This is a genomic window from Streptomyces sp. NBC_01716, from assembly GCF_036248275.1.
Classification (GTDB): Bacteria; Actinomycetota; Actinomycetes; order Streptomycetales; family Streptomycetaceae; genus Streptomyces.
The window spans coordinates 8,268,090-8,294,200 of record NZ_CP109181.1 but is presented as its reverse complement, the minus strand read 5'-3'; the positions used below and the strand labels follow the sequence as shown (position 1 = coordinate 8,294,200).

Annotated in this window: 17 protein-coding genes; 5 read left to right on the top strand and 12 right to left on the bottom strand. The window is 70.4% G+C overall.

Annotated features, from left to right (window positions below; all coding sequences use genetic code 11):
• Positions 1-169 precede the first annotated feature (169 nt).
• Complete coding sequence (locus OIE74_RS36840; RefSeq protein WP_329391660.1) at positions 170-1,594, top strand: PP2C family protein-serine/threonine phosphatase; 1,425 nt, start codon at positions 170-172, stop codon at positions 1,592-1,594.
• Between the two features lie 24 nt (positions 1,595-1,618).
• On the opposite strand, the gene OIE74_RS36835 is transcribed toward OIE74_RS36840, so the two are convergent.
• A complete protein-coding gene (locus OIE74_RS36835) occupies positions 1,619-3,112 on the bottom strand; it encodes a DNA-binding protein NsdB (protein ID WP_329391658.1) in 1,494 nt (497 codons plus the stop codon).
• 231 nt (positions 3,113-3,343) lie between these two features.
• Between OIE74_RS36835 and OIE74_RS36830 the strand changes: the two genes are divergently transcribed.
• Positions 3,344-4,465 carry an aminoglycoside phosphotransferase family protein gene (locus tag OIE74_RS36830; RefSeq protein ID WP_329391656.1) on the top strand — a complete coding sequence of 374 codons (1,122 nt, stop codon included), beginning with the start codon at positions 3,344-3,346 and terminating at the stop codon, positions 4,463-4,465.
• Between the two features lie 120 nt (positions 4,466-4,585).
• On the opposite strand, the gene OIE74_RS36825 is transcribed toward OIE74_RS36830, so the two are convergent.
• The 6 genes from OIE74_RS36825 to OIE74_RS36800 are packed head-to-tail and all read right to left on the bottom strand — an operon-like array spanning position 4,586 to position 13,605.
• Positions 4,586-7,759, bottom strand: coding sequence for a ThuA domain-containing protein (locus tag OIE74_RS36825; RefSeq protein ID WP_329391653.1), 3,174 nt, complete (start codon positions 7,757-7,759; stop codon positions 4,586-4,588).
• 60 nt (positions 7,760-7,819) lie between these two features.
• Positions 7,820-8,716 (bottom strand): sugar phosphate isomerase/epimerase family protein, encoded by an 897-nt coding sequence (locus OIE74_RS36820; protein WP_329391650.1) that lies wholly within the window; start codon positions 8,714-8,716, stop codon positions 7,820-7,822.
• Positions 8,713-9,933, bottom strand: a complete 1,221-nt coding sequence (locus OIE74_RS36815) for an ABC transporter substrate-binding protein (protein ID WP_329391648.1) — start codon at positions 9,931-9,933, stop codon at positions 8,713-8,715. The genes OIE74_RS36820 and OIE74_RS36815 overlap by 4 nt, the downstream gene beginning before the upstream one ends.
• Positions 9,930-11,039: an ABC transporter permease gene (locus OIE74_RS36810; RefSeq protein ID WP_329391646.1), complete on the bottom strand. Its 1,110-nt coding sequence runs from the start codon at positions 11,037-11,039 to the stop codon at positions 9,930-9,932. Before OIE74_RS36810 ends, OIE74_RS36815 begins: the two co-directional genes overlap by 4 nt.
• The gene (locus OIE74_RS36805) at positions 11,036-12,097 is read right to left on the bottom strand and encodes an ABC transporter permease (RefSeq protein ID WP_329391644.1); all 1,062 of its coding nucleotides are present in this window, start codon (positions 12,095-12,097) and stop codon (positions 11,036-11,038) included. The genes OIE74_RS36810 and OIE74_RS36805 overlap by 4 nt, the downstream gene beginning before the upstream one ends.
• Positions 12,094-13,605 carry a sugar ABC transporter ATP-binding protein gene (locus OIE74_RS36800; RefSeq protein ID WP_329391642.1) on the bottom strand — a complete coding sequence of 504 codons (1,512 nt, stop codon included), beginning with the start codon at positions 13,603-13,605 and terminating at the stop codon, positions 12,094-12,096. The genes OIE74_RS36805 and OIE74_RS36800 overlap by 4 nt, the downstream gene beginning before the upstream one ends.
• 174 nt (positions 13,606-13,779) lie before the next feature.
• Between OIE74_RS36800 and OIE74_RS36795 the strand changes: the two genes are divergently transcribed.
• A complete protein-coding gene (locus OIE74_RS36795) occupies positions 13,780-14,985 on the top strand; it encodes an ROK family transcriptional regulator (protein WP_329391639.1) in 1,206 nt (401 codons plus the stop codon).
• 312 nt (positions 14,986-15,297) lie between these two features.
• A complete protein-coding gene (locus OIE74_RS36790) occupies positions 15,298-17,298 on the top strand; it encodes an N-acetylmuramoyl-L-alanine amidase (protein WP_329391637.1) in 2,001 nt (666 codons plus the stop codon).
• 107 nt (positions 17,299-17,405) lie between these two features.
• On the opposite strand, the gene OIE74_RS36785 is transcribed toward OIE74_RS36790, so the two are convergent.
• From OIE74_RS36785 to OIE74_RS36770, 4 genes are all read right to left on the bottom strand, one after another.
• A complete protein-coding gene (locus OIE74_RS36785; protein ID WP_329391635.1) occupies positions 17,406-18,521 on the bottom strand; it encodes a baeRF3 domain-containing protein in 1,116 nt (371 codons plus the stop codon).
• A 199-nt stretch (positions 18,522-18,720) separates the two neighbouring features.
• Positions 18,721-21,051 (bottom strand): glycoside hydrolase family 95 protein, encoded by a 2,331-nt coding sequence (locus tag OIE74_RS36780; protein WP_329392564.1) that lies wholly within the window; start codon positions 21,049-21,051, stop codon positions 18,721-18,723.
• Between the two features lie 192 nt (positions 21,052-21,243).
• Positions 21,244-21,744 carry a hypothetical protein gene (locus tag OIE74_RS36775; RefSeq protein WP_329391634.1) on the bottom strand — a complete coding sequence of 167 codons (501 nt, stop codon included), beginning with the start codon at positions 21,742-21,744 and terminating at the stop codon, positions 21,244-21,246.
• 76 nt (positions 21,745-21,820) lie between these two features.
• Positions 21,821-22,063, bottom strand: coding sequence for a DUF397 domain-containing protein (locus tag OIE74_RS36770; protein WP_329391632.1), 243 nt, complete (start codon positions 22,061-22,063; stop codon positions 21,821-21,823).
• A 272-nt stretch (positions 22,064-22,335) separates the two neighbouring features.
• Here OIE74_RS36770 and paaK point away from each other — a divergent pair, with 272 nt between their 5' ends.
• A complete protein-coding gene (gene paaK, locus OIE74_RS36765; RefSeq protein ID WP_329391630.1) occupies positions 22,336-23,628 on the top strand; it encodes a phenylacetate--CoA ligase PaaK in 1,293 nt (430 codons plus the stop codon).
• A 99-nt stretch (positions 23,629-23,727) separates the two neighbouring features.
• On the opposite strand, the gene OIE74_RS36760 is transcribed toward paaK, so the two are convergent.
• A complete protein-coding gene (locus tag OIE74_RS36760) occupies positions 23,728-25,959 on the bottom strand; it encodes an MMPL family transporter (protein WP_329391627.1) in 2,232 nt (743 codons plus the stop codon).
• Between the last annotated feature and the right edge of the window lie 152 nt (positions 25,960-26,111).

The window sequence follows — 26,111 nt, the reverse complement described above, 5'->3', positions numbered from 1 at the left end:
GTGTCGGTCCTTCGGTCACGGTAGGTCACGTGTCCGGCCTGTGGCATATGCCGGAAGCACCACCGAATCGAGTGTTGCCGAATCCCTTACGAGCCGTAGCGGCCTGTGCAACAGTCGTAACGATCCATCCTTCAGACCTGGCAGTGCCACGCCTGTATCGGAGTTCGAGATGCCGTCCCATCTGTTCGCGGACCCCCCCACGCCGCAGCCACCGGAGCGGGACGTGGTCGAGTCGCTCATCACACGCACCCGCAGGCTGCGCGGCGACGTGGACGCCGTGCGCAGGGACGGCGTGGCCGACGAGCACGACACGCAGTGGCGCTGGCAGCGCGCGCTCTGTGACCTGGCGGTTCATCAACTGGACGATCTCGGCTCCCACTTGGGGCAGCTCAAGAACGGACTGCCCGACGACGAGCCGGAATCGCCCGCCACGGAGGCGGCGGACGCGTCGGCGCCCGGCGACAGGAACGGTTCGCCACTGAGCAGGGTCGGCACCGCCGAGTGGAATCTCCTCACCGACGAGGTCACCTGGTCCCCGGAGCTGTACGAGATCTTCGGCCGGAAGCCCGGGGCTGGCCCGATGACCCTGGACGAACTGCCGTCCGTGATGGTCGCCGAGGACCAGAGCCTGCTCCAGACGCTGGTGACCGAGTGTCTTGTCGACGGCAGGCCCATCGACAGCGAGTTCCGTATCGTCAGGCCCGACCGGCAGGTGCGCACGCTGCACATGATGGGCGAGCCCGTGCTCGACTCCGACGGCTGCGCTGCCTCCATGTGGGCGGTGCTGCGCGACGTCAGCGAGTTACGCCGCAGCCGGCGCGCCGTCCACGAGTGCGGTGACTCGCTCCGGCGCAAGGAACGGAGCGCCAGGACCGAACAGCGGCTCGTGGTCGAGTTGCAGGAGGCCGTGCTGCCGTCGTGGCGCGGGGCCCTCCAGTCCCCGCAGAGCGAGCCGGGCACACTGGACCTGGCGGGCCACTATCTGCCGCCGGCCGGCGGCGGACTGGTCGGCGGCGACTGGTTCGACGCGCTCAAACTCCCCGACGGGAACACCCTGTTGACGGTCGGCGATCTCACCGGCCATGGGGTGACGGCCGCCTCCACGATGGCGATGCTCCTCGGCGCCCAGCGCGGTATGGCGGTGGCGGGTGTCGAGCCCGGCGCGTTGCTGGGCCATCTCAATCAACTGCTCGACGCGGCCGAGCAGCCGGCGCTCGGCAGCGCGGTCTGCTGCCGCTACCGCGCCGAGACCCGCACCCTCGTCTGGGCGCAGGCGGGAAACCCCGCCCCGCTGCTGTTCCGCGACGGGACGGGGCGCACGCTGACTCCGCTGGACGGTGTCCTGCTCGGCGCGACATCGGGCGCCGCGTACGAACAGGCCGAGATCCAGTTGCTGCCCGGTGATCTGCTGGTGCTGCACACCGGCAGGCTGACGGACCGGACCGGCGTCGACCGGCTCCTGGCGCTCGGGCCCCGGCTGACCGGGGCACGTGACGCGCAGGACAGTGTCAGGACGGTCGTCGAGGAGTTCGGCGAGACCGGACGCGACGACGACGCCTGTGTACTGGTGGCCAGGATCGGCCCGGAGTCCTAGATCTCCGAGCTTCGGCCCGGAGTCCTAGATCTCCGAGCTCCTCGACTCCTTCTCCGTACGCGGCGGCAGGACCGCGTCGATCTCCTCGCGCAGCTCCTGGATGGAGGCGTGCGTCGTGTACTGACCCGTGAGCCGGTACATCTCCCGCAGCCGGTCCCAGGTGCGGTGCGACGAGGTCTCCCCCATCGACACCAGCGCCAACCGCGCGTAACGGTCGGCCTGTTCGGGATCGTCCGCGATGAAGCAGGCCGAGGCCAGGGAGAGATAGTCGAAGATCATCGACCGCTGGCGGCCGTTCTGACGCAGCTCGATCGCCCGCTTGGCATGCCGTTGAGCTATGGCCGCCGCCGCCGGCTCATGATCGGCGAGCGTACGGTAGGCCAGCGCCTCCATGCCGTGCAGATCCGCCTCGTCGAACATCTGCATCCAACTCGGCGGCGGCACGTCGCCCTTGTCCGAGACGAACAGGTCCTCCGCGTCGCCCAGGGTCCTGCGCATGGCCTGGCCGCGCCCCATCGACGCCTGTGCCCAGGCCTCGATCGTGCAGAGCATCGCCCGGGTACGGGGCAGCACCTCGTCCCCGGAACCGGACTTGGCCAGTTTCATCAGGTCGAGCGCCTCGTCCGGCCGCCCCAGATGGACCATCTGACGGGCCGCCCTGGAGAGCGCCTCGCCCGCGCGCGGACGGTCGCCGCCCTCGCGCGCCGCGTGGGTGGCGATGACGAAGTACTTCTGGGCGGTGGGTTCGAGGCCGACGTCGTGCGACATCCAGCCGGCGAGCACCGCCAGGTTGGCGGCGACGCCCCACAGGCGCCGCTGGAGATGAGGGGGGTGGCGGTACGAGAGCATGCCGCCCACCTCGTTGAGCTGGCCCACCACCGCCTTGCGCTGGAGGCCGCCTCCCCGGTCGGCGTCCCAGGCCCGGAACACGTCGACCGAGTGTTCCAGCGCGTCGATCTCCTGGGACCCGATGGGGGCGGCCTCGTAGCGGTCGTACCCAGCGGGGTCGGCGTGCAGGGGATCGGCGCTGCGGGGAGCGTCGGCGGTCAGTGCGGGGTCGGAGTGCAGCCAGTCGTACATGGAACTGGTGAGTGCGGTGCCTGCGGTGAGCACGGCGCCCGCGCCCACCAAGCCGCGTCGGTTGAGCATGAGGTCCATTCCCGTGAATTCGGTGAGGACCACGGCCGTCCGGTCGGGCGCCCAAGGCAGGCCGTCGGGGTTCGATGCGTTCCCGGCGTCCCGTCGTCTCCCCGCGCGTCCGTGTCGTACGAACCCGAGGTCCTCGATGGTCACGACACGGCCGAGCCGCTCGGTGAACAGAGACGCCATCACCCTCGGTACCGGATCGCGTGGGATCTCGCCCATGTCGATCCAGCGTCTGACCCGCGAGGTGTCGGTGGCCAGTTGCGGGTGGCCGAGGGCCGCCGCCTCTCTGTTCACCAGCCGCGCGAGTTCGCCCTTGGACCAGCCGGCGAGGCCGAACAGGTCCGACAGGCGGGCGTTGGGTTCTCCGGTCACGTCAAGCCCCCAGGTTCTCGGCTGAGTTGACAGTAACCCCCTGTCAGATGCCTGGCGACTAATCGCCAGGCTTCGCCAGGGTGCGCTACGTGGTGTGCCACCCGTGACCGGGTGTCGTGTAGGAACGCGCCACCCCGCCCCGGGGGTTCCGATCACATTCCCCAGGGTGCGGAAGGACCGCCGGGACGGGTGGCGCGGAATTCGTCGGTACACGAAGGGATCCGTTGGCCCATGTACACAACGTCGTCGTACACAGCATCGTCCTCCGTGACCGTCCCGCCCCGTCAGCAGCGGCCTCCCGCCGCCGGCGGCGGACCGTATCTCGACCCCACCCATGCCGGCCGGACCAGGCGTCCGGTGGCCACGGCCGGCGGGCCGCTCGGCGGGCGACTGGATCTGTCGGGCCCGCAGGGCGCGCAGTTGAGGATGGCCGTCGCCGCGGTGCACCGGATCTGTCCGGAGTTCAACCCGGTGCAGGTGCTGCGGCGCAGCGGCCGCTCGGTGCTGCTGGTCGGGACGACCGGGCGGACGACCGCGGTGGCCAAGTGTCTGGTGGACCAGTCACCCGCGTGGGCCGAGAGCTTCCGGCACGAGATAGCCACTTACCGCTCGTTCGTGCGGCACCGTCCGCCGGTACGGGCCCCCCGGCTGATCGCCGCCGATCCCGACAACTGCACGCTGGTGGTCGAGCGGATGCCGGGCCGGGCAGCGGCCCTGTCGCGGCACCCCGTCGAGGCTCCCCCGCGCGCCGACGTACGGGCCGTGCTGGGCGCGGTGACCCGGCTCAACACCTGGCGTCCGCCTGGCGACATGTTCGTCGCCGGTCTCGACTACGCGTCGCGGATCACCCGTTACCACGAGCTCGGTCTCTTCACCGACCGGGACCTGGGGGATCTCCAGACGCTGCTGCGTGGTCTGGGGCGCCCGGGCATGCGGCAGTTCTGCCACGGTGACGCGCTGCTCTCCAACATGCTGCTGTCACCGGCGGGGGCGGTGCTGGTCGACTGGGAGCACGCGGGCTGGTATCTGCCCGGGTACGACCTGGCGACGCTGTGGATGGTGCTCGGGAACAACCCGCTGGCACGCCAGCAGATCAGCAAGCTCGCGCAGGTCAGGAGTACGGCGGACCGGGACGCATTCCTGGTCAATCTGATGCTGGTGCTGACCGGGGAGATCCGTAAGTACGAGACGGCGGTGCAGCGCACCATGCGCGAGGCGCCCGCCGCCGGGGCGAGCCGGCCCGCGCAGGGTGCGGCGCCGACGGGCGAGGAGCAGCGGCTGCTGCTGCGGCGGCTGCACGAGGACTGTGCGATGGCCCGCCGTGCCGTGCGGGCCGCGGTCGGGACCCGCTGATCTCCGGCAGGTCTCCGGCTGATCCGCGTGGCCGGGCCGTTGGAGCGGCGCGTCGCGCGCCCGGTGCCGACACACCGGGCGCGCGACGTGCGTCTTCGGGTTCCTCGGGACCGTCGGTCCCTACGGTCCGGCGAACTCGACCGTGTCCACGTCGAACGAATTGTTCTGCGGTGACGTGAAGACGAGATAGAGCTTGTGAGTGCCCGGGTGGGCCTTCACCGGTACCGGATCGGTCGGCTGATACACGTCCCAGTCCCCGGTGTTGGGGATCGGGGTGGTGGCGAGCAGTTCGCCGTCCGGCGCGCCGGCGCGCAGTTCGATCGCGCCGACTCCGTACGGGGACGAGATCTGGTAGCGCACCGAGTCGATGCCTTCCACGCTCATCGGTTCGAAGGCCACCCAGTCGCCGTTGCTGATGTCACCGATGCGTTTGCCGTTGGCGGCGCCCGCCTGGTCGACGACGCGTGTGCCCGACTGGTCGTCGTAGTACTCGGCCTGCTTGAGCTTCGGTTGCAGGACGGCACGCCCGTAGCCGGTGAGCGCCGGTGCCCCGGCCCCGCCGCCGTCGGTGTACTTGGCGTTGAGTACGTAGGTGAGGTCGGCGCCCTCGGGATGGCCGCCGAGGTCACCGGTGTCGACGGTGCCCTCGCACCCGGGGATGTCGTTGGTGGGGTGCTCGTGCTCGTCGTGCCCGAGTGCCGGGTTGATGGTGACCTTGGAGCAGTCGACGGTCCCGTCCTCCGGATCGGTGACGGTGATCTTGTACGGGATCTGGTCGCCGAACTCGATGAGTTTGCCGTTGACGGGGATGTCGATGGTGACCTTCGGGGTGGTGTTGCCCGCGGTGATGGGCACGTTGGCGAAGCCGGACTTCCCGGTGGAGTCGGTGACCTTCAGCTGGGCGCTGAACTCGCCCGCCTGGGTGTAGGTGTGGGTGGCGTTCTCGTCGGTGGAGTCGTAGGTGCCGTCTCCGTCGAAGTCCCACTCGTAGGTCAGCGCGTCGCCGTCCGGATCGGCGCTGCCCGCGCTGGAGAAGTCCACTTCGAGCGGGAGCGGTCCGTCGGTGACGGAGGCGGCTGCCTTGGCGACGGGGCTCCGGCGCCCCTGGGCGTAGTCGATGCGGTAGAGCCCGGAGTCGTTGTTGCCGCCGCCGAACTCGCTGCCCCACTCCAGGACGTAGAGCGAACCGTCGGGCCCGAACGTCATGTCCATGGGGCTCTTGAACGCCACCGAGTCCATGAAGTCGTTGACCTTGAGGAGCTTCTCGTCCTTGTCGAAGCGGACTTCCTTGATGTAGTTGCGTGACCACTCGTAGAGGAAGCTCGCGCCGTCGAAGTACTCGGGGAACTTCGTCTCCGAGGGGTTGTCGGCGTCGTAGCGGTAGACCGGTCCGCCCATCGGGGCCGAGCCGCCCTCGCCCATCTCCGGGAACCGCTCGGACACGCCGTAGCCGTACCAGAGTTCGGGCTGCTGGATCGGCGGCAATTTGGTGAGGCCCGTGTTGTTGGGCGAGGGGTTCGTCGGGTTGGCGCAGTCGAACTTCGCGCCGATCTCCTCGGTGTCCGGGTTGTACGGCGCGTACGCCTGGTTGTCGCCGTGGCAGAACGGCCAGCCGAGGTTCGCCGGCTTCTTGAGGACGTTGTACTCGACCAGGCCCTCGGGGCCCCGGTCGGTGGTGGGCAGTCCGCGGTCCGGGCCGTAGTCGGCGACGTGCACGTAGCCCGTCTCCCGGTCGACGGTGAAGCGGAACGGGTTGCGGAAGCCCATCGCGTAGATCTCGGGACGGGTCTTGGCGGTGCCCTTGGCGAAGAGGTTGCCCTTGGGGATGGTGTAGCCGCCGCTGCTCTTGGGCTTGATACGCAGCAGCTTGCCGCGGAGGTCGTTGGTGTTGCCCGCGGTGCGCGCGGCGTCGAGCATCTCTTTGCCGGGCCGCCAGTCGATGGGGGCGTAGCCCTGCCAGTCGGGGTCGAGGTTGGGCGGTACGTCGTCGCCGACGCCGAGGTACAGGGTGCCGTCGGGGCCGAACTCGACCGCGCCGCCGGTGTGTCCGGGCTCGGTGAAGGTGCGGGAGCGGTAGGCGGGGACGTCGAGGAGCTTCTTCTCGCTGTTCAGGTCGAGGGTGTTGCCTTTGAGGGTGAAGCGGGAGAGCCGGTTGACGTCCTTGGTCTCGGCGGCCGGCGCGTAGTAGAGATAGATCCAGTTGTTCTTCGCGAAGTCGGGGTCGAGTTCCATGCCGACGAGGCCGTCCTCGCCGCCGGTGTAGACGTCGAGCTTGCCCGCGGTGACGGTGGAGTGGGAGGCGGGGTCGAAGATCTTCAGTTCGCCGCCCCGCTGCGCGTAGACGGCACGGCCGTCGTCCGCGACATCGAGCTCCATCGGGTCGGCGGTGTTGTCGTCGAGGGTGACCTTCTCGTAGGCGCCCCAGTCGGTGCCGCCGCAGTCGCCGGGCTTCTGGCCCGCCGCCCACTGGAGTCCGCCGACGACGTGGTCGCGGAAGGCCTCTTCGTCGTAGGCGGGGGCGTCATGGCCCATGGCGGTGGCCCAGACCTTGCCGCCCTCGGTACTGCGGCACCAGGAGATGGGGTGGTCGGCGCCCATGGCGTCGGGGCCGGGGTTGTATGTCGTCTCGTCTGCGGTGACCAGGACATGGACGTCACCGCGGGGGTTCTCGTCGAAGTTGTACCACTCCTCCGGGCGCTCCCAGCGCTCGGGCAGTCCCTTGGTGGAGGGGTGGACCTGGTCGGCGACCTTGGCCGTGCCCTGGAGCACGCCGGGCGAGTGAGTGGGCATGTGGGCGCCGCCGTTGATGGTCTCGTCCCACCAGGGGAAGGCCTCCTCGACGCCCATGTCGAGGGTGTTGTGGATGGCGACGATGCCCTTGCCGCTCTGGACGAACGTCTTCATGGCCTGGCGCTGGTCCTCGGTGTCCCAGACCATGCCGGAGTTCTGGAGCATCACGATCGCGTCGTACTGCGCGAGGTTGTCGTCGCTGAAGACGGTGGGGTCGTCGCTCTGGACGATCTCGAAGCCGTTCTCGGCGGCCTCCTCCTCGAACATCGTGATGCCGTTCGGGATGGATCCGTGGACGTAGCCGACGGCGCGGGTGAAGAGCAGGGCCTTGAAGGCGGGATCCTTCTCGGCGGCTCCGGCGCCGGTGGGCAGGGCGGTCAGGGCGAGCAGCAGGGCGCCGACCGCGGCGACGAACGCTCTTCGGAGCGCTCTCCCACGCCGTTTCCCGCCACGGTCTCCGGGCTGCCCTCTGCCATGGTCACTGTCATGCGCATGCCATTTCATCTTCCGATCCTCTCTGGGGGGATGGAGCGGTCGGTCGGTTCCCGGCCCGCCGGGCGGTGCTCAGCCGCCGGCGAGAACCCGGCGCAGGAACGCCAGACCGTCGGTGGCGAGCGAATCCTGACTGGCCGCGAGCGGACGCCAGACGGAGGCTGCGACCGCGATCGCGTCGTTGTGCGCGGTGAAGGACTCGATGCAGAGCGGCCCCCGGTAGCCGCCGTTCGCGAGCGCGGTCAGAAAGCCGGGCCAGTCGAGATGGTCGGCGCCGGGCGCGCCCCGGTCGTTGGCGCACACCTGGACATGGACGACTCGGTCCCCCGCCTCCCGTACGGCGCCGGGCAGACCGCGCTCCTCGATGTTCTGGTGGTAGACGTCGAGCGCGATGCCGATGCCCGCCGGGTCCAGGCCGGTCATGGCTTCCAGGCACTGGGCGACGGTGTTGAGCAGACTCGTCTCGTACCGGTTCAGCGGCTCGACGGCGATCGTCACCCCCGCCTGCCGTGCGTGCGCGACGACGGGCGCGATGTGCTCACGCCACTCTGCCCAGGCCGCCGCCCGCTCGCCGTCCGTCATGCGCCAGGAGCGCCCGACGGCCGTGTAGACCGGTCCTGCCACGACGGGCGCCCCGATCGCGTGGGCGGCGTCGACACAGCGCCGCAGATAGTCCCGCGTGGTGCGTACGGTCGCGGGATCGGTCGCCACGAGATCGCGGCCCGGCGGCATGACGGCGACGACGGCGGCCGGGGCGAGCCCGGTCGCGTCCAGCAGCTTCGACGCGGCGGCGGGCTCCCAGTCGTCGGCCGTCTCCAGCGGGAGTTCGACGCAGTCGAAGCCCCAGGCGGCCAGTCGTGGCAGCGTTCGGGCCAGGGCTTCCCCGTCGACCGGTGAGTGCCAGATCCATGGGTTGGCGCCGAGCGCGAACGGCGGGAGTGCGGGTGACGTCCCGGCCCGCGCCGTCACTTGCCGCCCCAGTCCTTCGGGAAGCCGGGCATCGACTCGCACCCGCACATCGCGTAATGCAGCGGCGGCATACCGGGCTTGAGATAGTCCGCGAGATTCTCCTGGGTGATGGTGGGCTGCGGCAGCTTCCACTCCTTGGGCACCTTCTGGCCCTTGAGGATGTTCAGCGCGGCGATCACCGGCGTACGCCACTGGAAGGTCGGGTACGCGGGGGCTATCGCCGTGAGGTCCTTGTCCTGCCACGCCTGGAGGAAGTCCTGCTGGTCCTCGCCGGTGATGGGCGGTACGTCCTTGCCCGCGTCCTCGAATGCCTCGACGGCGGCGACGGCCGTGGCCCCGGAGTCCATCCACACACCGTCGATGTCGCCGTGCCGGGTGAGCGCGTCGGTCACGATCGACTTGGCCTTCGCGGGGTCACCGTCGGTGAACTTCACGTCCACGACGTCGAGTTCACTCTTGTCGAAGGCGACCTTCGCCGCCGACCAGCGGGTCTCCAGGACGTCCACGCCGGGCGAGATGCGCAGCGCGAGGATCTTGCCCTTCGGCTTGACCTTCTCGACGAGGAAGTCGGCCGCCACCGCGCCGTACGCGTAGCCGCCGATCGGGTTGACGAAGGTGACGGCGCAGTCGGTCTCCACGCCCCGGTCGAAGACGACGACCGGCAGCTTGCCGCAGGCCTGCTTCACGGCGGGGGTGAGGGTGGCCGTCGTGTTCGGCGAGACGATCAGCGCGTCGCAGCCGCGGGCGGACAGCTCCTGGATGTCGGAGATCTGCTTGTCGTCCTTGCCCTGGGCGTCCAGGACGGTGAACTTGGTGATCTCCTTGTGGAGTTTCACCTCGGCGCGCATGTTCTTCAGCCCCACCTGCCGCCAGGGGTTGAAGACACCGGCGTTGGAGAAGCAGAGTTCGATGCCGCCCGGGTCGGCCGTCTTGTACTGGGAGGTGTCGACCATCTGCGGGTTGAGCATCTGCTCCCACGGTTTGCCAGCCGGCCCCTCGGGCGTCTCGCCGGCAAGGGCCAACTGGCGGTCGTACTCCGCCTGTTCGAAGAACGTGGACTGTTTCCCGGTGCCCGCGTCCGCCGTGCTCCCGCTGCCCGACGCGGCCGGCGGAGACTCGGGGGGCGCGTCGCTCGTGCAGGAGGTGACGAGTACGGCGCCGAGCAGCGCCGCGCCCGCGGCGAGCGCGCGTCCGCGGACGGTACGGATGAGGGTCATGAGGGTGTTCCTCCCGAGGGGTGCGTACCGGTGGGGTGCGTACGGTCCGGTGGTGCGTGGCCTGGTGGCCCGCTGCCGAGTGGCGTACGACGGCGGCGCAGCCGGGACCAGTCGGCGGCTCCGAGGCCGACCGCGGCGATGACGATGACACCTTGGACGGTGGACTCCAGGGCTCCGGACACGCCTTGGAGGTTGAGCAGGGTGAACAGTGCCTGGAGGGAGAAGGCACCGGCCATGGCGGCGACCACCGAGCCCCGGCCGCCGCCGAGGACCACTCCGCCGAGGACGACGGCGGTGATGGCCTCGAACTCGTAACCCCTGCCCGCCTGTGCGGAGACTCCGGAGAACCCTCCGACGAGGACGGCGGCGAGCGCCGCGGCTGCGCCGGAGAGGATGAAGGCGACGGTCCGCACGCGGATCACCCGCACACCGGCGAGGGCGGCGGCGCGGTCGCTGTCGCCGGTGGCGACGAGCGCACGTCCGAAGTCGGAGCGCATCACGAGGACGGCGACCGTCCCGGCGACCAGACAGGCGACGACCGCCCAGGGCAGCCAGCCGAAGGCGGTGCCGCGGCCCAACTGGCGGAACGCGGTGGGCAGTACGCCCTGGGGTGAGCCTCCGGTCCAGAAGAAGACGGCGCCTTCGAGGATGAGCATCATGCCGAGGGTGGTGATGAACGACGGCACCCGAAGGACGGTGGTGATCAGTCCGCTGACGAGCCCGGCCAGAGCGCCTGCGACGAGCAGGACAGCGGTGACCACCAGCCAGTGGGCGTCGGGGAAGGAGCCGTACAGCTCGGCGGCGACGACCACGCCCGCGGTGACGATCGCTCCGACGGAGAGGTCGAACTCCCCGCAGACGATGACCAGATACTGCCCGGCGGCCAGGATCACCAGCGGCGCGGCGCGCTTGACGAAGGAGAGGAAGCTGTCGGGCTCGTAGAAGCCCGGGTCGGTGATCAGCAGCGCGACGAGCAGCACGGCGAGGAGCGCGTAGACGGGGATTCCGGTGCCGAGCGCGCGGACGATCCGGGTGCCGGCGGCGCCCGTCGGGGCTCTGTCCTTCGCCGGCTCGGCCGGGTTCGGGGTCTTGGTCGGGGCGCTCATGCGCTGCCCCCTCCCTTCCGGGCCTTCGGTGCCTTCGGGGTCCTTCCGGGTCTGGCGTAGATGGCGACGGCGGCGATGATGACGACGCCGCGTACGACGTTCTTGAAGAACGGGTCCACGGAGAGCTGGTTGAACACGCTGTCGAGCACGGCGAGGACGAACACGCCGCCGAGGGTGCCCGCCACTCCCCCTCGGCCGCCCGCGAGCGCCGTGCCGCCGAGGACCACGGCGGCGATCGACTCCAGGTCGTAGCGTGCCTCGGTGCCCGCCCACGGGGCGCCCGCGCCGAGCCGCGCCGCGAGGAAGAGCGCGGCGGCGCCGACGCAGAGCGAGCACAGGACATGGGCGATCACGACGGTGCGCCCGGTGCGTACGCCGGAGAGCCGGGCGGCGTGTTCGTCGCCGCCGGTGGCGTACATGTGGTGGCCGAGTCGGGTACGGCGGGTGATGAGCCACATGACGGCCGCCACGGCGATGAGGAGGAACACCGAGACGGGTACGGGGCCGATACGGTCGTAGCCGAGGCGCTGGAAGGAGACGGGCACCTCACCGGCGGGTCCGGTGTAGTTGTCCTCGATCCAGCCGCGCAGGATGAACGCCATGCCGAGGGTGGCGATGAACGCGTTGACCTTGAGACCGGTGACGATCAGCCCGTTGGCGAGTCCGACGGCGACGGACAGGGTGAGGACGGCGATCACGGCGGTGACGACACCGCCGCTCGCCATGGTCTCGGCGGCGACGAGCGTGCCGAGACTGATGAGGTAGGCGACGGAGAGGTCGAGCGAGCCGGTGAGGATGACGGCGGACTGGCCGACGGCGACCAGGCCGAGCGCCACGCAGTTCTGGAGGATCGCGACGGCGTTGGTGGTGGTGAGGAAGTTCCCGCCCTGGGCGGCGACGACGATCCAGCCGAGGACGGTCACGGCGAGTGCGGCGAGCCAGACGCCGACGACGGGATCGAAGGACCGGCGCACCGAGCGCAGCGCCCTGTTCTTGGACAACGATGTCCGCTTCGAGGGGGGTCCGGACGGGGCGGGAGCCGATTCGACGGTGGTCATGCGGCGCCCTCCCGCGGGGCGTCCGTGGCACCGGCGGAGCGGTCCGAGCCGGCCGTCGCGAGGCGCATGATGCTCTCCTCGGCGGCCCCTGCGGGCAGTTCACCGACGAGGCGGCCTTCGGACATCACATGGATCCGGTCGCTCATCCCGATCAGCTCCGGCAGTTCGGAGGAGATGATCAGCACGGCGAGGCCCTCGCGGGCGAGTTCGCGTACGAGGGTGTGGATGGCGGCCTTGGCCCCGACGTCGACACCCCGGGTGGGCTCGTCGAAGAGCAGCACCTGGGGACCGGCCGCCAGCCATTTGGCGATGACGACCTTCTGCTGGTTGCCGCCGGAGAGGTACTGGGCCTGCTGGTCCTCGCCGCGCGACTGGAGCCGTACGCGTTCCAGGAGTGCGGTGACCTCCCGTCCTGCCGGGGGTCTGCCCCGTACCGCGACGGCCCTGGTGACCAGCAGCGCGTTGTCCCGCACCGACTGGCGCAGGGCCAGCCCCTCGCCCTTGCGGTCCTCGGTGACCAGGGCGATGCCCGCGCGGATGGCCTGGCGCGGTCTCGTCGGCCGCAGGGGCCTGCCGCCGACGGTCATGGCGCCGGTGGTGAAGGGTGCGGCTCCGAAGAGGGCGCGGGCCAGCGCCGTACGCCCCGCGCCTTGCAGGCCCGCGATGCCCACGACCTCGCCGGCGCGCAGGGTGAGGTCGATGTCCCTGAGGCGGGCGTTGCCGCCGCCGGTGACGGTGAGCCGTACGTCGCCGATCTCGTCGTGGGCCGCCCTCGGCGGGTAGTAGGCGGTCAGATCGCGGCCGACCATCGCGCGGACAATGTCGTCCGGCGTGGTGTCGGCGGTGCGGACGGTGGTGACATGGCGGCCGTCCTTGAGGACGGTGACGCGTGCCGAGAGGTCGAAGACCTCCTTGAGGCGGTGCGAGATGTAGAGGATGCCGAGGCCGCGCGCGGTCAGCCGGCGGACCAGGGCCGACAGGAGCGCGACCTCGTGTTCGGCGAGCGGCGCAGTTGGCTCGTCCATGACAAGCACACGCACGTCGGAGGCGAGCGCCTTGACGATCTCGACCGTCTGCTGCCGGGCGACGGACAGCTCGCGGACGAGCGTGCGCGGGGTGATGCCCGTCTCGTCGATCTCGGCGAGGAGTTCGGCGGTGCGCCGCTCCATGGCCGCGCGGTCCACAAGGCCGCGGCGGGTCGGCTCCCGGCCGAGGAAAACGTTCTCGGCGACGGTGCGGTGGGCGAGGAGCGCGAACTCCTGGTGGATGATGCCGATCCCGGCGGCCTGCGCCTGCCCGGGGTGGCTGAAGGTGTGCGCCGTTCCGTCGAGCGTGATCGTGCCGGTGTCGGGGGTGTGTTCGCCGGCCAGGACCTTCATCAGGGTGGATTTCCCGGCGCCGTTCTCGCCCACCAGGGCGTGGACCTCGCCGGGTTGAAGGTCGAGTCCCACGTCATGGAGCACACGCACCCCGAGAAAGCTCTTGGACACGCCCTGCATCGTCAGCATCCCCTGGCTCCTCGATGGCTCCTCGGTCGCGGTCTGCTGTGCAATGTCGTGACTGGGCTTTGACCTGTCAAGAGTCCAAGCGCCGTTCATTTCAGCGGAGTTGACGGATACTTTGGACGGATGGCGAATCAATGGTGTCTTGTGAGCAGCGAAAGTCCTCCATAAGGTGATGGCATGTCTGCGCTGCCGGATAACAGCAGTTACGCCCTCTCCCACACACCGGGCGAGGTGCTCACGCTGATCAGTTCCGGAGCCGCGGCGACGCGCGCGGATCTCTCCCGGATGACGGGGCTCGCGCGCTCGACGGTCTCCCAGCGCGTGGACGCGCTCATCGCGCACGGCTTCGTGGACGAGTCGGGGCCGGAGGCCGGTGGCTCGACGGGCGGCAGGCCGCCGCGCAGGCTCCGGCTCCGTACCCGCGAGCACGCGGTGGCGGGCGTGGACCTCGGCGCGTCGCACTGCCGGGTGGCGCTGATGGACATCGGCGGTACGACCCTGGCCATCCAGGAGGATCCGCTGTCGATCGGGGACGGCCCCGACTCCGTCCTGCGCCATGTGGAACGAACGCTGCACACCCTGCTGGAGAAGGCGGGGCGCGAGCCGCGCACGCTGCGGTCCATCGGAGTGGGGGTGCCGGGTCCTGTCGAGTTCTCGACGGGGCGCCCGGTCGACCCGCCGATCATGCCGGGCTGGCACCAGTATCCGATTCCCGAGTTCTTCGCCTCCCGCTTCGGCGCGCGGGCCCTCGTCGACAACGACGTGAATGTGATGGCCCTGGCCGAGCAGCGGCGGGCGTTCCCCGACACCCGCTTCCTGCTGTACATCAAGGTGGGTACGGGCATCGGCTGCGGCATCGTCGCGGACGGCAGGCTGCACCGGGGCGCGCAGGGCAGTGCGGGCGACATCGGGCACATCAAGGTCGGCGAGCAGGAGGACGCCTGCCGGTGCGGCAACTTCGGCTGTCTGGAGGCGGTGGCCGGCGGCGCCTCGATCGCGGCCAGGCTCGCGAGCCTGGGGCTCGACGCCGCGTCGGGCAGTGATGTCGTACGCCTGGTGAAGTCCGGCAACAGGGACGCGCTGCGCATGGTCCGCGAGGCGGGCCGCGCGGTCGGCGAGGTGCTGGCCGGGCTGGTGAACTTCTTCAACCCCGACACCGTCGTGCTGGGCGGCGCGCTGGCGGCCGTGCACGACCAGTTGCTCGCGGGCGTACGGGAGGCGGTGTACCGGCGGTCGCATCCGCTGGCCACGCAGGTACTGCGGATAGAGCCGAGCCGTACGGGTGAGAACGCGGCGGCGGTCGGGGCCGGAATCCTGGCGATCGAGCACGCCCTGTCGCCGTCGCAGGTGGACCGGCAGCTGGCGCGCGACAGCACCTCGTGAGCGGGGGCCATCCGTTCAGGCAATGGCACCTGACGGGGCGTCAAGTACAGGAAACGTCAAGGCCGGGCCAACAACGTTCCAGGCCGGGCGAGTCCGCTCATTGGTTCACACCACTGACGCGCCGCAGGCCCATGGCCTGCGGCCCTCGAAACTCCGCGACACGCGCGCTGACGTGCGAAATCCCTGCCGCCACGCCTGATTGACGGATCGCCTTCAAGCCGATACCCCTTAGGCCCTGTGCCCCCGCACGATCTGCCATGTGCCGGGCACAGCCCCGCGGGCGCTACGCGCACCATGTCACTGGAGGCCGCATTGCAAGGTTCCGCCCCCACATCCGTCAGAACCGGCCGCGGACGCGCGACGCGCACGGCGGGCGCCGTCGCCTCGGCCGCCCTGCTGCTGCCGCTGGTGTCGGCCGCCCCCTCCGCCACCGCCGAACAGCCCACCGCCGGCTCGCTCCAGCGTGACTTCGCCGCGGCGGCGGACCGGTACGACGTACCCCCGAGCGTCCTGCTCGGTGTCTCCTACCTCCAGTCGCGGTGGGACACGCACAGCGGCGCGCCGAGCGTGACCGGCGGCTACGGCCCCATGCATCTCACCGACGCCAGGACCGCCATCGCCGAGGCGCCCCATCATTCACACGGCACGGAGGACGCCCGCGGCGACACCTCGCGCGCGGTGCGGACCGGCGCGCCGGACGAGGTCCGCGAGGCCGTCGTACCCGAGAACTCCCAACTCCCGGCGCGGCTGCGCACCGTGGACCGGGCGGCGAAGCTCACCGGGCAGTCCGCCGAGCGGCTCAGGCAGGACCCCGCCGCCAACATCCGCGGCGGCGCGGCCCTGCTGGCCGACGCCCAGCGTGAGCTCGGCAGGCCGCCGAGCGCCGACCCGGCCGACTGGTACGGCGCCGTCGCCCGGTTCTCCGGCGCCGACGACTCCGCCACCGCAGCGACGTACGCGAACGACGTGTACGCGGTGATCAGGGACGGCCAGGCGCGTACGACCGACAGCGGGCAGCGGGTGGCGCTGCCGGCCGCGCCCGGTGTCGCCCCCGACACCTCGCAGGTCTCCGCGCTCGGGCTGCGCAGGGCCGACGCCGGGCAGACCGAGTGCCCGCGCACCGTGGCCTGCGAGTGGATCCCGGCGCCGTACGAGGAGTTCGGCGAGGGCGACTACGGCAACCACGACAAGGCCGAGCGGCCCAAGGCCGGGTCGCCGTCCATCGACTCGATCGTCATCCATGACACCGAGGCGACCTGGGACACCACGCTCCAGCTGGTCCAGGACCCGACGTATGTCTCCTGGCACTACTCGCTGCGCTCGTCCGACGGGCACATCGCGCAGCACGTCCCGCTGAAGGACGTCGGCTGGCACGCGGGCAACTGGTACGTCAACGCGACCTCGGTGGGCCTGGAGCACGAAGGTTTCCTCGTCTCCCCCGACGCCTGGTACACCGAGGCGATGTACCGGACGTCGTCACGGCTGGTGCGTTACCTCGCCGACCGTTACGACATCCCTCTGGACCGGCAGCACATCATCGGCCACGACAACGTGCCCGGCACGACCGCCGCGACCATCGCCGGGATGCACACCGACCCGGGTCCGTACTGGGACTGGGCGCACTACTTCGAGCTGCTGGGCAAGCCTTTCAAGGCGGCCGGCGGGCGGCACGCGAACGCGGTGACGATCCGGCCCGAATACGCGTCGAACCAGCCCGTCTACACGGGCTGTGTGACGGCCGGTCAGGCGTGCGCCCCGCACGGCTCGGGAGCGGTACGGCTGCACACGGCGCCGGACGCCTCGTCCCCGCTGGTCAAGGACATCGGTCTGCGGCCGGACGGCGGGGACTCCACGACCGGCGTCAGCGACCTGGGCGCACGCGCCTCGACGGGCCAGCAGTACGCGGTCGCCGGGCGCGAGGGCGACTGGACGGCGATCTGGTACCTCGGCCAGAAGGCCTGGTTCCACAATCCGCGTACGGCTCGCACGGCCGTGAGCGCCGATGAGCGGGTGCTGACGCCGAAGGCCGGTCTCGCGGAGGTCCCGGTGTACGGCAGGGCCTACCCGGAGGCGGCGGCGTACCCGGCCGGCATCCCGGTGCAGGCGATCTCACCGTTCCCGTACAAGCTCCTCGCGGGCCAGAAGTACGTGGTCGGTGACCGGGTGCCGGGCGCGTACTACTTCGCGCCCACCTTCGACACGACGGGTCACCGCGTGGTGAGCGGCACGGAGCAGTACTACGAGATCCAGTTCGGGCACCGGGTCGCCTATGTGAAGGCGTCCGATGTCCGGGTACTGCCCTCGGGCCGCTGAGAGCCTGACAGGCTCCGAGACGCGGCTCTCGTAGGGCGACGGGCGCCACCGGCCTGTGGGGGACCGGTGGCGCCCGCCTTGTTCTCGCACAGGCGGCCGTGGCCCCGTCAGTAGCGCAGCATCGCCGCGATCCGGCCGTGCCCCGCGAGCACGTCGTCGTCGAGGAACACGACCTGCGCGCCGCCGTCCAGGGCCGACTCGACCAGCTCGTCCACGATGTCGTCCTGCACCTCACGGCCGAGGGCGGCCTCGTCCTCCCCGTCGACCGGGATCAGATGCCCGTCGCCGACCCTGGCGGAGCGCTGGAAGTGCTCCTCCACCGCCACCAGGCCGGCCCGCCGCCCGCGTACCGCCTCCCACACCTCGTCCAGGCCTGCGGCGAAGGTGCGCCTGCCTCTGGCGTCGCCGAGCTTGGCCAGGACCTCGGTCTCCTCGCTGCGCGCGTACTGCCTGACGACGGGCTGGATCGCCTTCCACAGCACGGGGGCGGGGCCGTCGGTGAGACCGCCCTTGGCCAGCCGGCCGGCCGCCGACCTGGCGGTGGAGCCCGCGTCCTCCAGCAGGGCGAGCGCGGGGGCGACGCCGACCAGATGGAACGGGCCCGGTCGCGTGGCGAGCACGGCCGTGAGGGCGTCGTCGACGGACCGCAGGAACTTGCGGGTCTCCTCGTCGGTGAAGGTGCTCGGCGTGTCGCCGATCCGTTCCTCGCGCTCGACGTCCCACGTCTCCTCGGGCGCGGTCATGGGGAAGCCGTCGGCACGGTGCTCGTGCAGGGACTCGCCGTCGCCGCTCCACAGGGTCGCGCGGTCCGCGGCCACACTCAACACCCAGTAGCGGTGCCTCTGGGCGGTGGCGGCCACCAGGTTCCGGGTGAGATAGGTGTCGCTGATGACCACCGACTCGGGTGTCTCGCGGGGCAGGTACCAGACCTGGTGTTCGTCGGCGTCGGCGAGGATCAGCAGTCCGTCGCGCTTGTGGCGCAGGTCGACCTCGGCCCCTGCCTGGTTGAGCTGAGACTTCACGGCGAGGCAGGCCGCCTTCGAGATGTCCGGGTCGGCCTCCATGCGGTGCACGGCGTCGGCGAGGACGTTGCGCAGCCGCACCGGGTCGCCGTCGTTCCGCGGATCGCGCCGATGGGTGGGGATCGTCAGGGACACCGCCGGGTAGGTCCGCGGCTTCCGCAGCCTGCGCAGGACCTCGGGCGTCAGATCGTTACTGTCCATGCTGCCCCTTCGCTCGGCGGAGGTCCGCACCGGCGAACGGCCGGTATGGAGTACCCCGGACCTGTTTCCATGGTGCGGGATCCGGGCGCCATCCGCAGGGGCGCGGAGCGCTCGAATCTCGGCGGGGCTCCGCCCGGCTGCCGCCGCTGCCGGACGAAGCCCCCAGGGGATGTCCTTCCTCCCCCTCGTGCCGCGCCCGTCAGTGCCGGCCGCGGCCCGCTGTGAATTCGTACACCTGTCCGGCGGTGGCGCGGAACGTCTTCTCGCCGCCGGGCAGCAGGGTGCTGCGCAGGGTCAGATTGCCGGTACGGCTCGCCGTCAGCACGATCCGGCTCGCCTTGCCGCCGGCCCACGTGATGTCCAGCGTGGCGCCCCCGCGTGCCCGCAGCCCGGTGACCGAGCCGTCGGGCCAGGACGCGGGCAGGGCCGGCAGGACCTCGATCGGGCCGTGCTGGCTCTGGAGCAGCATCTCGGCGACACCGGAGGAGGCGCCGAAGTTGCCGTCGATCTGGAACGGCGGGTGGGTGTCCCAGAGGTTCGGCAGGGTCGAGCTCTTCAGCTGCTCGGTGAGCATCTTGTGCGCGTGGTCGCCGTCGCGCAGCCGCGCCCAGAAGTTGATCTTCCAGGCCTTGCTCCAGCCCGTGCCGCCGTCACCACGCGCGGTGAGCGAGACCTTGGCGGCGTCGGCCCACTCGGTGCCGACCTCGATCTGCCGGCCCGGGTGCAGGCCGAAGAGGTGCGAGACATGCCGGTGGTCGTTGTTCGGGTCGTCCAGGTCCTCCTTCCACTCCTGGAGCTGTCCCCAGGACCCGATGCGCAGCCCGGGGTCCAGGTCGCGCAGCGCCAGCCGGAGCCGCCTGCGGAAACGGGGGTCGTCGCCCAGGGTCTCCGACGCCTCCAGCGTGTTGGTGAGGAGGTCGTGCACGATCTGCTGCGACATCGCCGCACCGGCCGTGAAGTCGCCGTTCTCGGGCGAGTAGCTGGGGTTGACGACGAGCTTGCCGTCGCGCGGGTCGGTCCGCAGGAAGCCGAGCCAGAACTCGGCGGTCTCCTTCATCACCGGGAAGGCGGTGGAGCGCAGATAGTCCGTCGACGCGTTGAACCGGTAGTGGTCGTACATCTGCTGGGTGAGCCAGGCGCCGGCCTCGGGGAACCAGAACGACTGCGGGTACTGGTGCAGGCCCGTGAAGCCGTACGGATTGGTCTCGTTGTTCACCACCCAGCCGGCCGTCTCGAAGATCTCCCGCGCGGTGGTGCGGCCCGGCTCGCGCATCGAGTCGACGTACTTGTCGTACGGCACGGTGGTCTCGGCGAGGTTGGTGACCTCGGCGAGCCAGTAGTTCATCTGGAGGTTGATGTTGACGTGATAGTCCGCGTCCCAGGGCGGGTTGGTGACGTTGTTCCACACGCCCTGGAGGTTCGCGGGCAGCGACCCGGCCCGTGACGAGGCGATGAGGAGATAGCGGCCGTACTGGAAGTACAGCGCTTCGAGCGCCTTGTCGGCGGTGCCGGTGCCACCGGTGTACTGGGCGAGCAGCTGGTCGGTCGGCAGGTCGGGCAGCTGCTGGCCGATGTCGAGCGACACCCGGTCGAACAGCCCCTGGTAGTCCTCGACATGCTCGGTGCGCAGGTCGTCGTAGGACCGGCCGGCCGCCCGGTCCACGGCGTCGGTGACCGCGCCGTGCGGGTCGTCGGTGCGGTAGTCGGGGTAGGTGTCGGCGTAGTCGGTACCGGCCGCGAGGACGAACCACGCGCTGTCGGCACCGCTGACGGTGAGGGTGCCGTTCCCGGCGGTGACGGTGCCTCCTTCCGTACGTACGCGGATCTGGCCCTCGAAGAGCAGCCCGTTGTTCTGGAGCTTGCCCCGGATCGTGAGCCGGTCGCCGCTCGCCGTGGCCGTGAAGTCCTTGCGGGGGGAGGTGTAGCGGAGGGTGAAGCCGATCTTGCCCGGCTGGTCGGCGGCGAACCGGCCGGCGATGACCTTGCCGGGGTGGGAGGCGAAGAACTCCCGTGTGTACGTGGCGCCTTGGTGGTCGTACGAGACCGAGGCGAGGGCCGTGCCGATGTCCAGGGCACGCCGGTAGGAGGAGTCGGGGGCCCCGGGCGCTCCGGGGACGTCGATCAGCAGGTCGCCGAAGACGTTGTAGGAGCCGAAGTTGTGCTTGGGCTGGCCCAGCTCGGCCGCGACGGCCTCCGGGGTCATGGACCCTTCGGCGTCGATCCGGTCCTGAACCGCGCGCAGCACTCCGGGCCGCGGGCTGGTCCAGTTGCCGTGGTCGTAGTCCGGGGCGCCGGGGCCGCCGGTCCAGAGCGTCTTCTCGTTGAGGACAAGTCGCTCGGAGGCGAGCGTTCCGTAGATGCCGGCGCCGAGTGCGCCGCTGCCGATGGGCAGGCTTTCGCGCTCCCAGTCGGCGGCGGGCTTCGCGTACCAGAGCGTCAATTCATCGGAGGGGTCGGCTGCTGCCGCTCTACCGGCCAGAGCAGGAACACCCAGCGCGAGAGCACTGGTTACGCCGAGTGCGGACTTCATCGTGGTTCTGCGGGTGATGCCCTGAGTCATGCGGCAGACGTTAAAAGTCCGATGACTGAATTGGCAAGGCACATGACAAAACCTCGCGGCAGGCATTTTTCCGGCCGCGAGGTGATGGGGTGACGCGCGCCGAGGGTGCGCCGCGTCCGGGGTGTCGGGAGGGTGTCGGGAGGGCTGTCGGCCCCGCCCTGCTCAGCCCTGCTGGAAGAGCTCCGCCGGCAGTGGCTTCAGCAGCGCGTAGAGGTCATCGGTGATCGGCCGGTCCCAGCTCGCGATGGTGACGAGCACGTTGTCGCTGCGGTCGAACTGCACGCAGGCGATACGGCTTTCGGAGAGCTTCAGCCGGCGCACGATCAGCAGGTTGTCGCCCTGCATCACCGGTACGTCCTCCGTACTGACGACGTCGACGTGCTCCTCGTTCTCCAGGGCGATCAGCAGTTGCGCGACCTCGAAGGGGATCTGCCCGTCCTCCAGCTCACGGGCCGGCGAACCCTCGGGCAGATTGCCGATGATCATCGCCGGGCCGCGTCCGCCGAACAGGTCGTACCGCAGGAAGACCCCCTGACAGCTGCCGTCGGGGGCGGGCAGCAGGCCGGCGCCCAGATTTCCGGGCCAGTCACCCGGGTCCATGGCCAGGACGTCGAAGTCCGGGCCCGCGGGTGTGGCGGAGCTGCGGCGGCGGAGGAAGGACATGCGGCAATGGTACGTCTCCGCGGGACCCCGGCGACGCGGGACCCTGGAGCTCGCCGGGGCGGGAGGCGGGGCGCGGTCAGGTGAGGTCGAACTCCCCTTCGCGGGCGTTGATTACGAAGGCCCGCCACTCCGCGGGGCTGAAGATCAGTGAGGGATTCTCCGGTTTACCGCCGTTACGCATGGCGATGAAGCCTTCCACGAAGGCGATCTGGACGTCTCCCGTGCCCTGGCTGCTCGAACGCCAGTCGGCGTTGCTCAGATCCAGCTCCGGCTTGTCCCAGCCCGCCAACGGCTGCTGGGTGGTGGTGCTGTCAGCCACGTCCCGCTCCTCCCGGTTCGTCGTCCGGGGCCAGCCTATCGATCGTTCCCGGTCCCGGACAGGCCATTGCACGGGCGGTCCCCAACCCCCTTGGAGGGGTGGGTGGTTGGTATGCGAACGGGCCGCCCGGCAGTTCTCGGATCCGGATCCGGGAGCCGCCCCGAGCCTTGACGGGCGCCGGGAGGGCTGGATTACTGAGCGGGAAAGAAGATCAACCGAATGATCGGTCGAGCGGTCCATCTGTCGGTGCGGAAGAGTTCGGGGAGTCAGCCATGACGGTTCAGCTGGACGCCGGGGAGCGGCTCGGCCGGGACGAGCTCGAAGCGTTGCAGCTCACCCGGTTGCGGGCGACGCTGCGGCATGCCTACGAGAACGTGTCCTTCTACCGCGAGTCGTTCGACGCCGCCGGGCTGCGGCCCGACGACTGCCGCTCGCTGGCCGACCTCGCCCGCTTTCCCCTCACCGCCAAGTCCGATCTGCGGGACAACTATCCCTTCGGGATGTTCGCCGTCGACCAGGCGGACGTCCGGCGCGTCCACGCGTCCAGCGGCACCACCGGCCGCCCGACCGTCGTCGGCTACACACAAGGCGATCTGGACACCTGGGCGGACGTTGTGGCCCGCTCGATCCGGGCGGCCGGCGGCCGGCCCGGTCACAAGGTCCATGTGGCGTACGGATACGGCCTGTTCACCGGCGGTCTGGGCGCGCACTACGGGGCCGAGCGGCTCGGCTGCACCGTCATCCCCGCGTCCGGCGGCATGACCGCGCGGCAGGTCCAGCTGATCACCGACTTCCGGCCCGAGATCATCATGGTGACCCCCTCGTACATGCTGACGCTGCTGGACGAGTTCGAGCGCCAGGGTGTCGATCCCCGCGCGACCTCCCTGAAGGTCGGCATCTTCGGCGCCGAGCCGTGGACCGAGGCGATGCGGCGGGAGATCGAGGAGCGGTTCGCGATCGACGCGGTGGACATATACGGCCTCTCCGAGGTCATCGGCCCCGGCGTGGCGCAGGAGTGCGTCGAGACGAAGGACGGGCTCCACATCTGGGAGGACCACTTCTATCCGGAGGTCGTCGACCCGTTCACCGGTGAGGTGCTGCCCGACGGCGAGGAGGGCGAGCTGGTCTTCACCTCCCTCACCAAGGAGGCGATGCCGGTGATCCGCTACCGCACGCGCGATCTGACGCGGCTGCTGCCGGGCACGGCCCGGGTGTTCCGGCGGATGGAGAAGGTCACCGGGCGCACCGACGACATGGTGATCCTGCGCGGGGTGAATCTGTTCCCGACCCAGATCGAGGAGATCGTGCTGCGTACGGCGGGGGTCGCCCCGCACTTCCAGCTGCGGCTCACCCGCGAGGGCCGGCTGGACGCCATGACGGTGCGGGCCGAGGCGCGGACGGGGGCGACGCCTGAGCAGCGTACGGCCGCCGCGCGGGCGATCGAGACGGCGGTGAAGGACGGGATCGGGGTCTCGGTGGCGGTCGAGGTGGTGGATCCGGAGACGCTGGAGCGTTCGGTGGGCAAGATCCGGCGGATCGTGGACCTCAGGACGCCGTCAACGTGACCGGACGGGTGCGCGGCCCGGCGGCCGTACACCCGTCCTGAATCGCCCGATCACCGGACGGACCCATCAGGCCCGTCCGGCGATCGAGGTCACCACACGTCAGACGCGCGCCATCGGCTTGTTCCAGTCCGGGTCGGAGTCCGGACCCGTGCTCGCCCGCTGGTCGAGCGTCTTGCGGAGCTGGTCGCCCTCCACGTCGACGTTCGGCAGCAGCCGGTCGAGCCAGCGCGGCAGCCACCAGGCCTTGGTGCCGAGCAGCGCGAGCACCGCGGGCACGATGGCCATCCGGACCACGAAGGCGTCGAAGAACACCGCGACGGCCAGCGAGAAGCCGATCAGCTTGATCATGGACTCGCCCGAGCCGGCGAAGCCCGCGAAGACCGCCATCATGATGATCGCGGCGGCGGTGACGACGCGCGCCCCGTGCCGGAAGCCGGTCTCGACGGCCTCGCGCGGCTGCTCCCCGTGGACGTACGCCTCACGCATCCGCGTGACCAGGAAGACCTCGTAGTCCATGGCGAGACCGAAGACCGTACCCACCATGAAGATCGGCACCATCGACATGACCGGGCCGGTCTGCTCGATACCGAAGAAGTCCGAGAGCCAGCCCCACTGGAAGACCGCGACCACGGCGCCGAGCGCGGCGACGACCGACAGGAGGAAGCCGAGGGCGGCCTTGAGCGGTACGAGGATCGACCGGAAGATCAGCATCAGCAGGAGGAACGCGAGACCCACGACGACCGCCAGGTAGGGCAGCAGGGCGTCGTTCATCTTCTGCGAGAAGTCGGTGTTCAGCGCGGTGGCGCCGGTGACCAGGACCTTCACCCCGGTCCCGGAGGCGACCTCACCGCCCGCGTCACGGACCGCGTGGACCAGGTTCTCGGTGTCCACGGACGAGGGACGGTCCTTCGGGACCGCGGTGATCATCGCCGTGTCGCCGGCCTCGTTGAAGGTGGCGGGGGTGACGGCGACGACGCCCTTGACGCCCTTCACCGCGTCGGAGACCTGGCCGACCGCCCGCTCGGCGTCGTCGTCGCCCTTGACGTCCACGACGACCACCAGCGGGCCGTTGAAGCCGGGCCCGAAGGAGTCCGAGAGGATGTCGTACGCCTTGCGCTGCGTGGTGCTGGTCGGCTGCGAGCCGTTGTCGGGCAGACCCATCTCCAGCTGCGCCGCGGGGATGGCGGCGACACCGAGGCCGACGACTCCCACGAGGACCACGACGGCGGGACGGCGCAGGACGAAACGGGCCCAGCGGGTGCCCATGTTGGGCTTGCCGGGGACGGTCGCGGCCCGCTCGCGCTCCTGCTTCCTGCGCGCCTTCTTGCCCAGCACCCGCTTGCCCGCGAAGCCCAGCACGGCCGGGACGAGGGTGAGCGCGACGAGTACGGCGACGACGACCGTGCCGGCCGCCGCGAGGCCCATCTTGGTGAGCATCGGGATGTTGACGACGGCGAGCCCGACAAGAGCGATGACGACGGTGAGACCCGCGAAGAACACGGCGGATCCCGCCGTGCCGGCCGCCCGTCCGGCGGCTTCCTGGGGTTCGTGCCCGTCCGCCAGCTCCGACCGGTAGCGGGAGACGATGAACAGGGCGTAGTCGATGCCGACGGCCAGACCGATCATCATCGCGAGAACGCTGGTGGTGGAGTCGAAGTCCATCGCGCCCGCCAGCGAGGCGATGACGGAGACACTGATCCCGACGCCGATGAGCGCGGTGACCAGCGGCAGTCCCGCCGCGATGAGCGAACCGAAGGTGATGACGAGTACGACGGCGGCGATGGCGACGCCGATGATTTCGGTGGCTCCGGCGGCCGGGATGGCCTGGAGCGCGTCACCGCCGATCTCGACCGTCAGACCGCTCTTCCTCGCGTCGGCCCCGATGTCCTCCAGCGAGGTGCGGGTGTCGTCGGTCAGCTCCAGCGTGGTGACCTTGTACGAGACCGCGACATAGGCCGTCGAACCGTCCTGGGAGATGGCGTTGGCCTTGTACGGGTCGGTGACCGTCCCGACCTGGTCCGAACCGGCCGGCAGCGCCTTGACGACCTCCTCGACCGTGGCCTTGTTCTCGGGGGAGGCCATCGTCTGGCCGTCCGGCGCCTTGAAGACCACCCGGGCGACCGCTCCGTCGACGCTGCTGCCGGGGAAGCGCTCATCGATCAGGTCGAAGGCCTTCTGGGCCTCCGTCCCGGGAATGGAGAAGCTGGATCCCGCGGAGGCGGCGGACGCGGCGCCCACGCCGGAGAGGGCCAGCAGCGCCACCCATACGAGGGCGACGTAGATCCGGCGCCGGAACGCCAACCGTCCGAGTTTGTAGAGGAACGTGGCCACGAGACGTACTCCCGGTCTGGGGGGGATCAGGACATGGGGAAAGGGCTCGGCGCGTGTCGGCGCCGTGCCGTGGGGTGAGATCGGCCGCGGGTCGGAGGGGCGGAGCACCAGCGCCGTGCCTCGCCTCTCCGGTCGGACACTCTCTGTGCCAC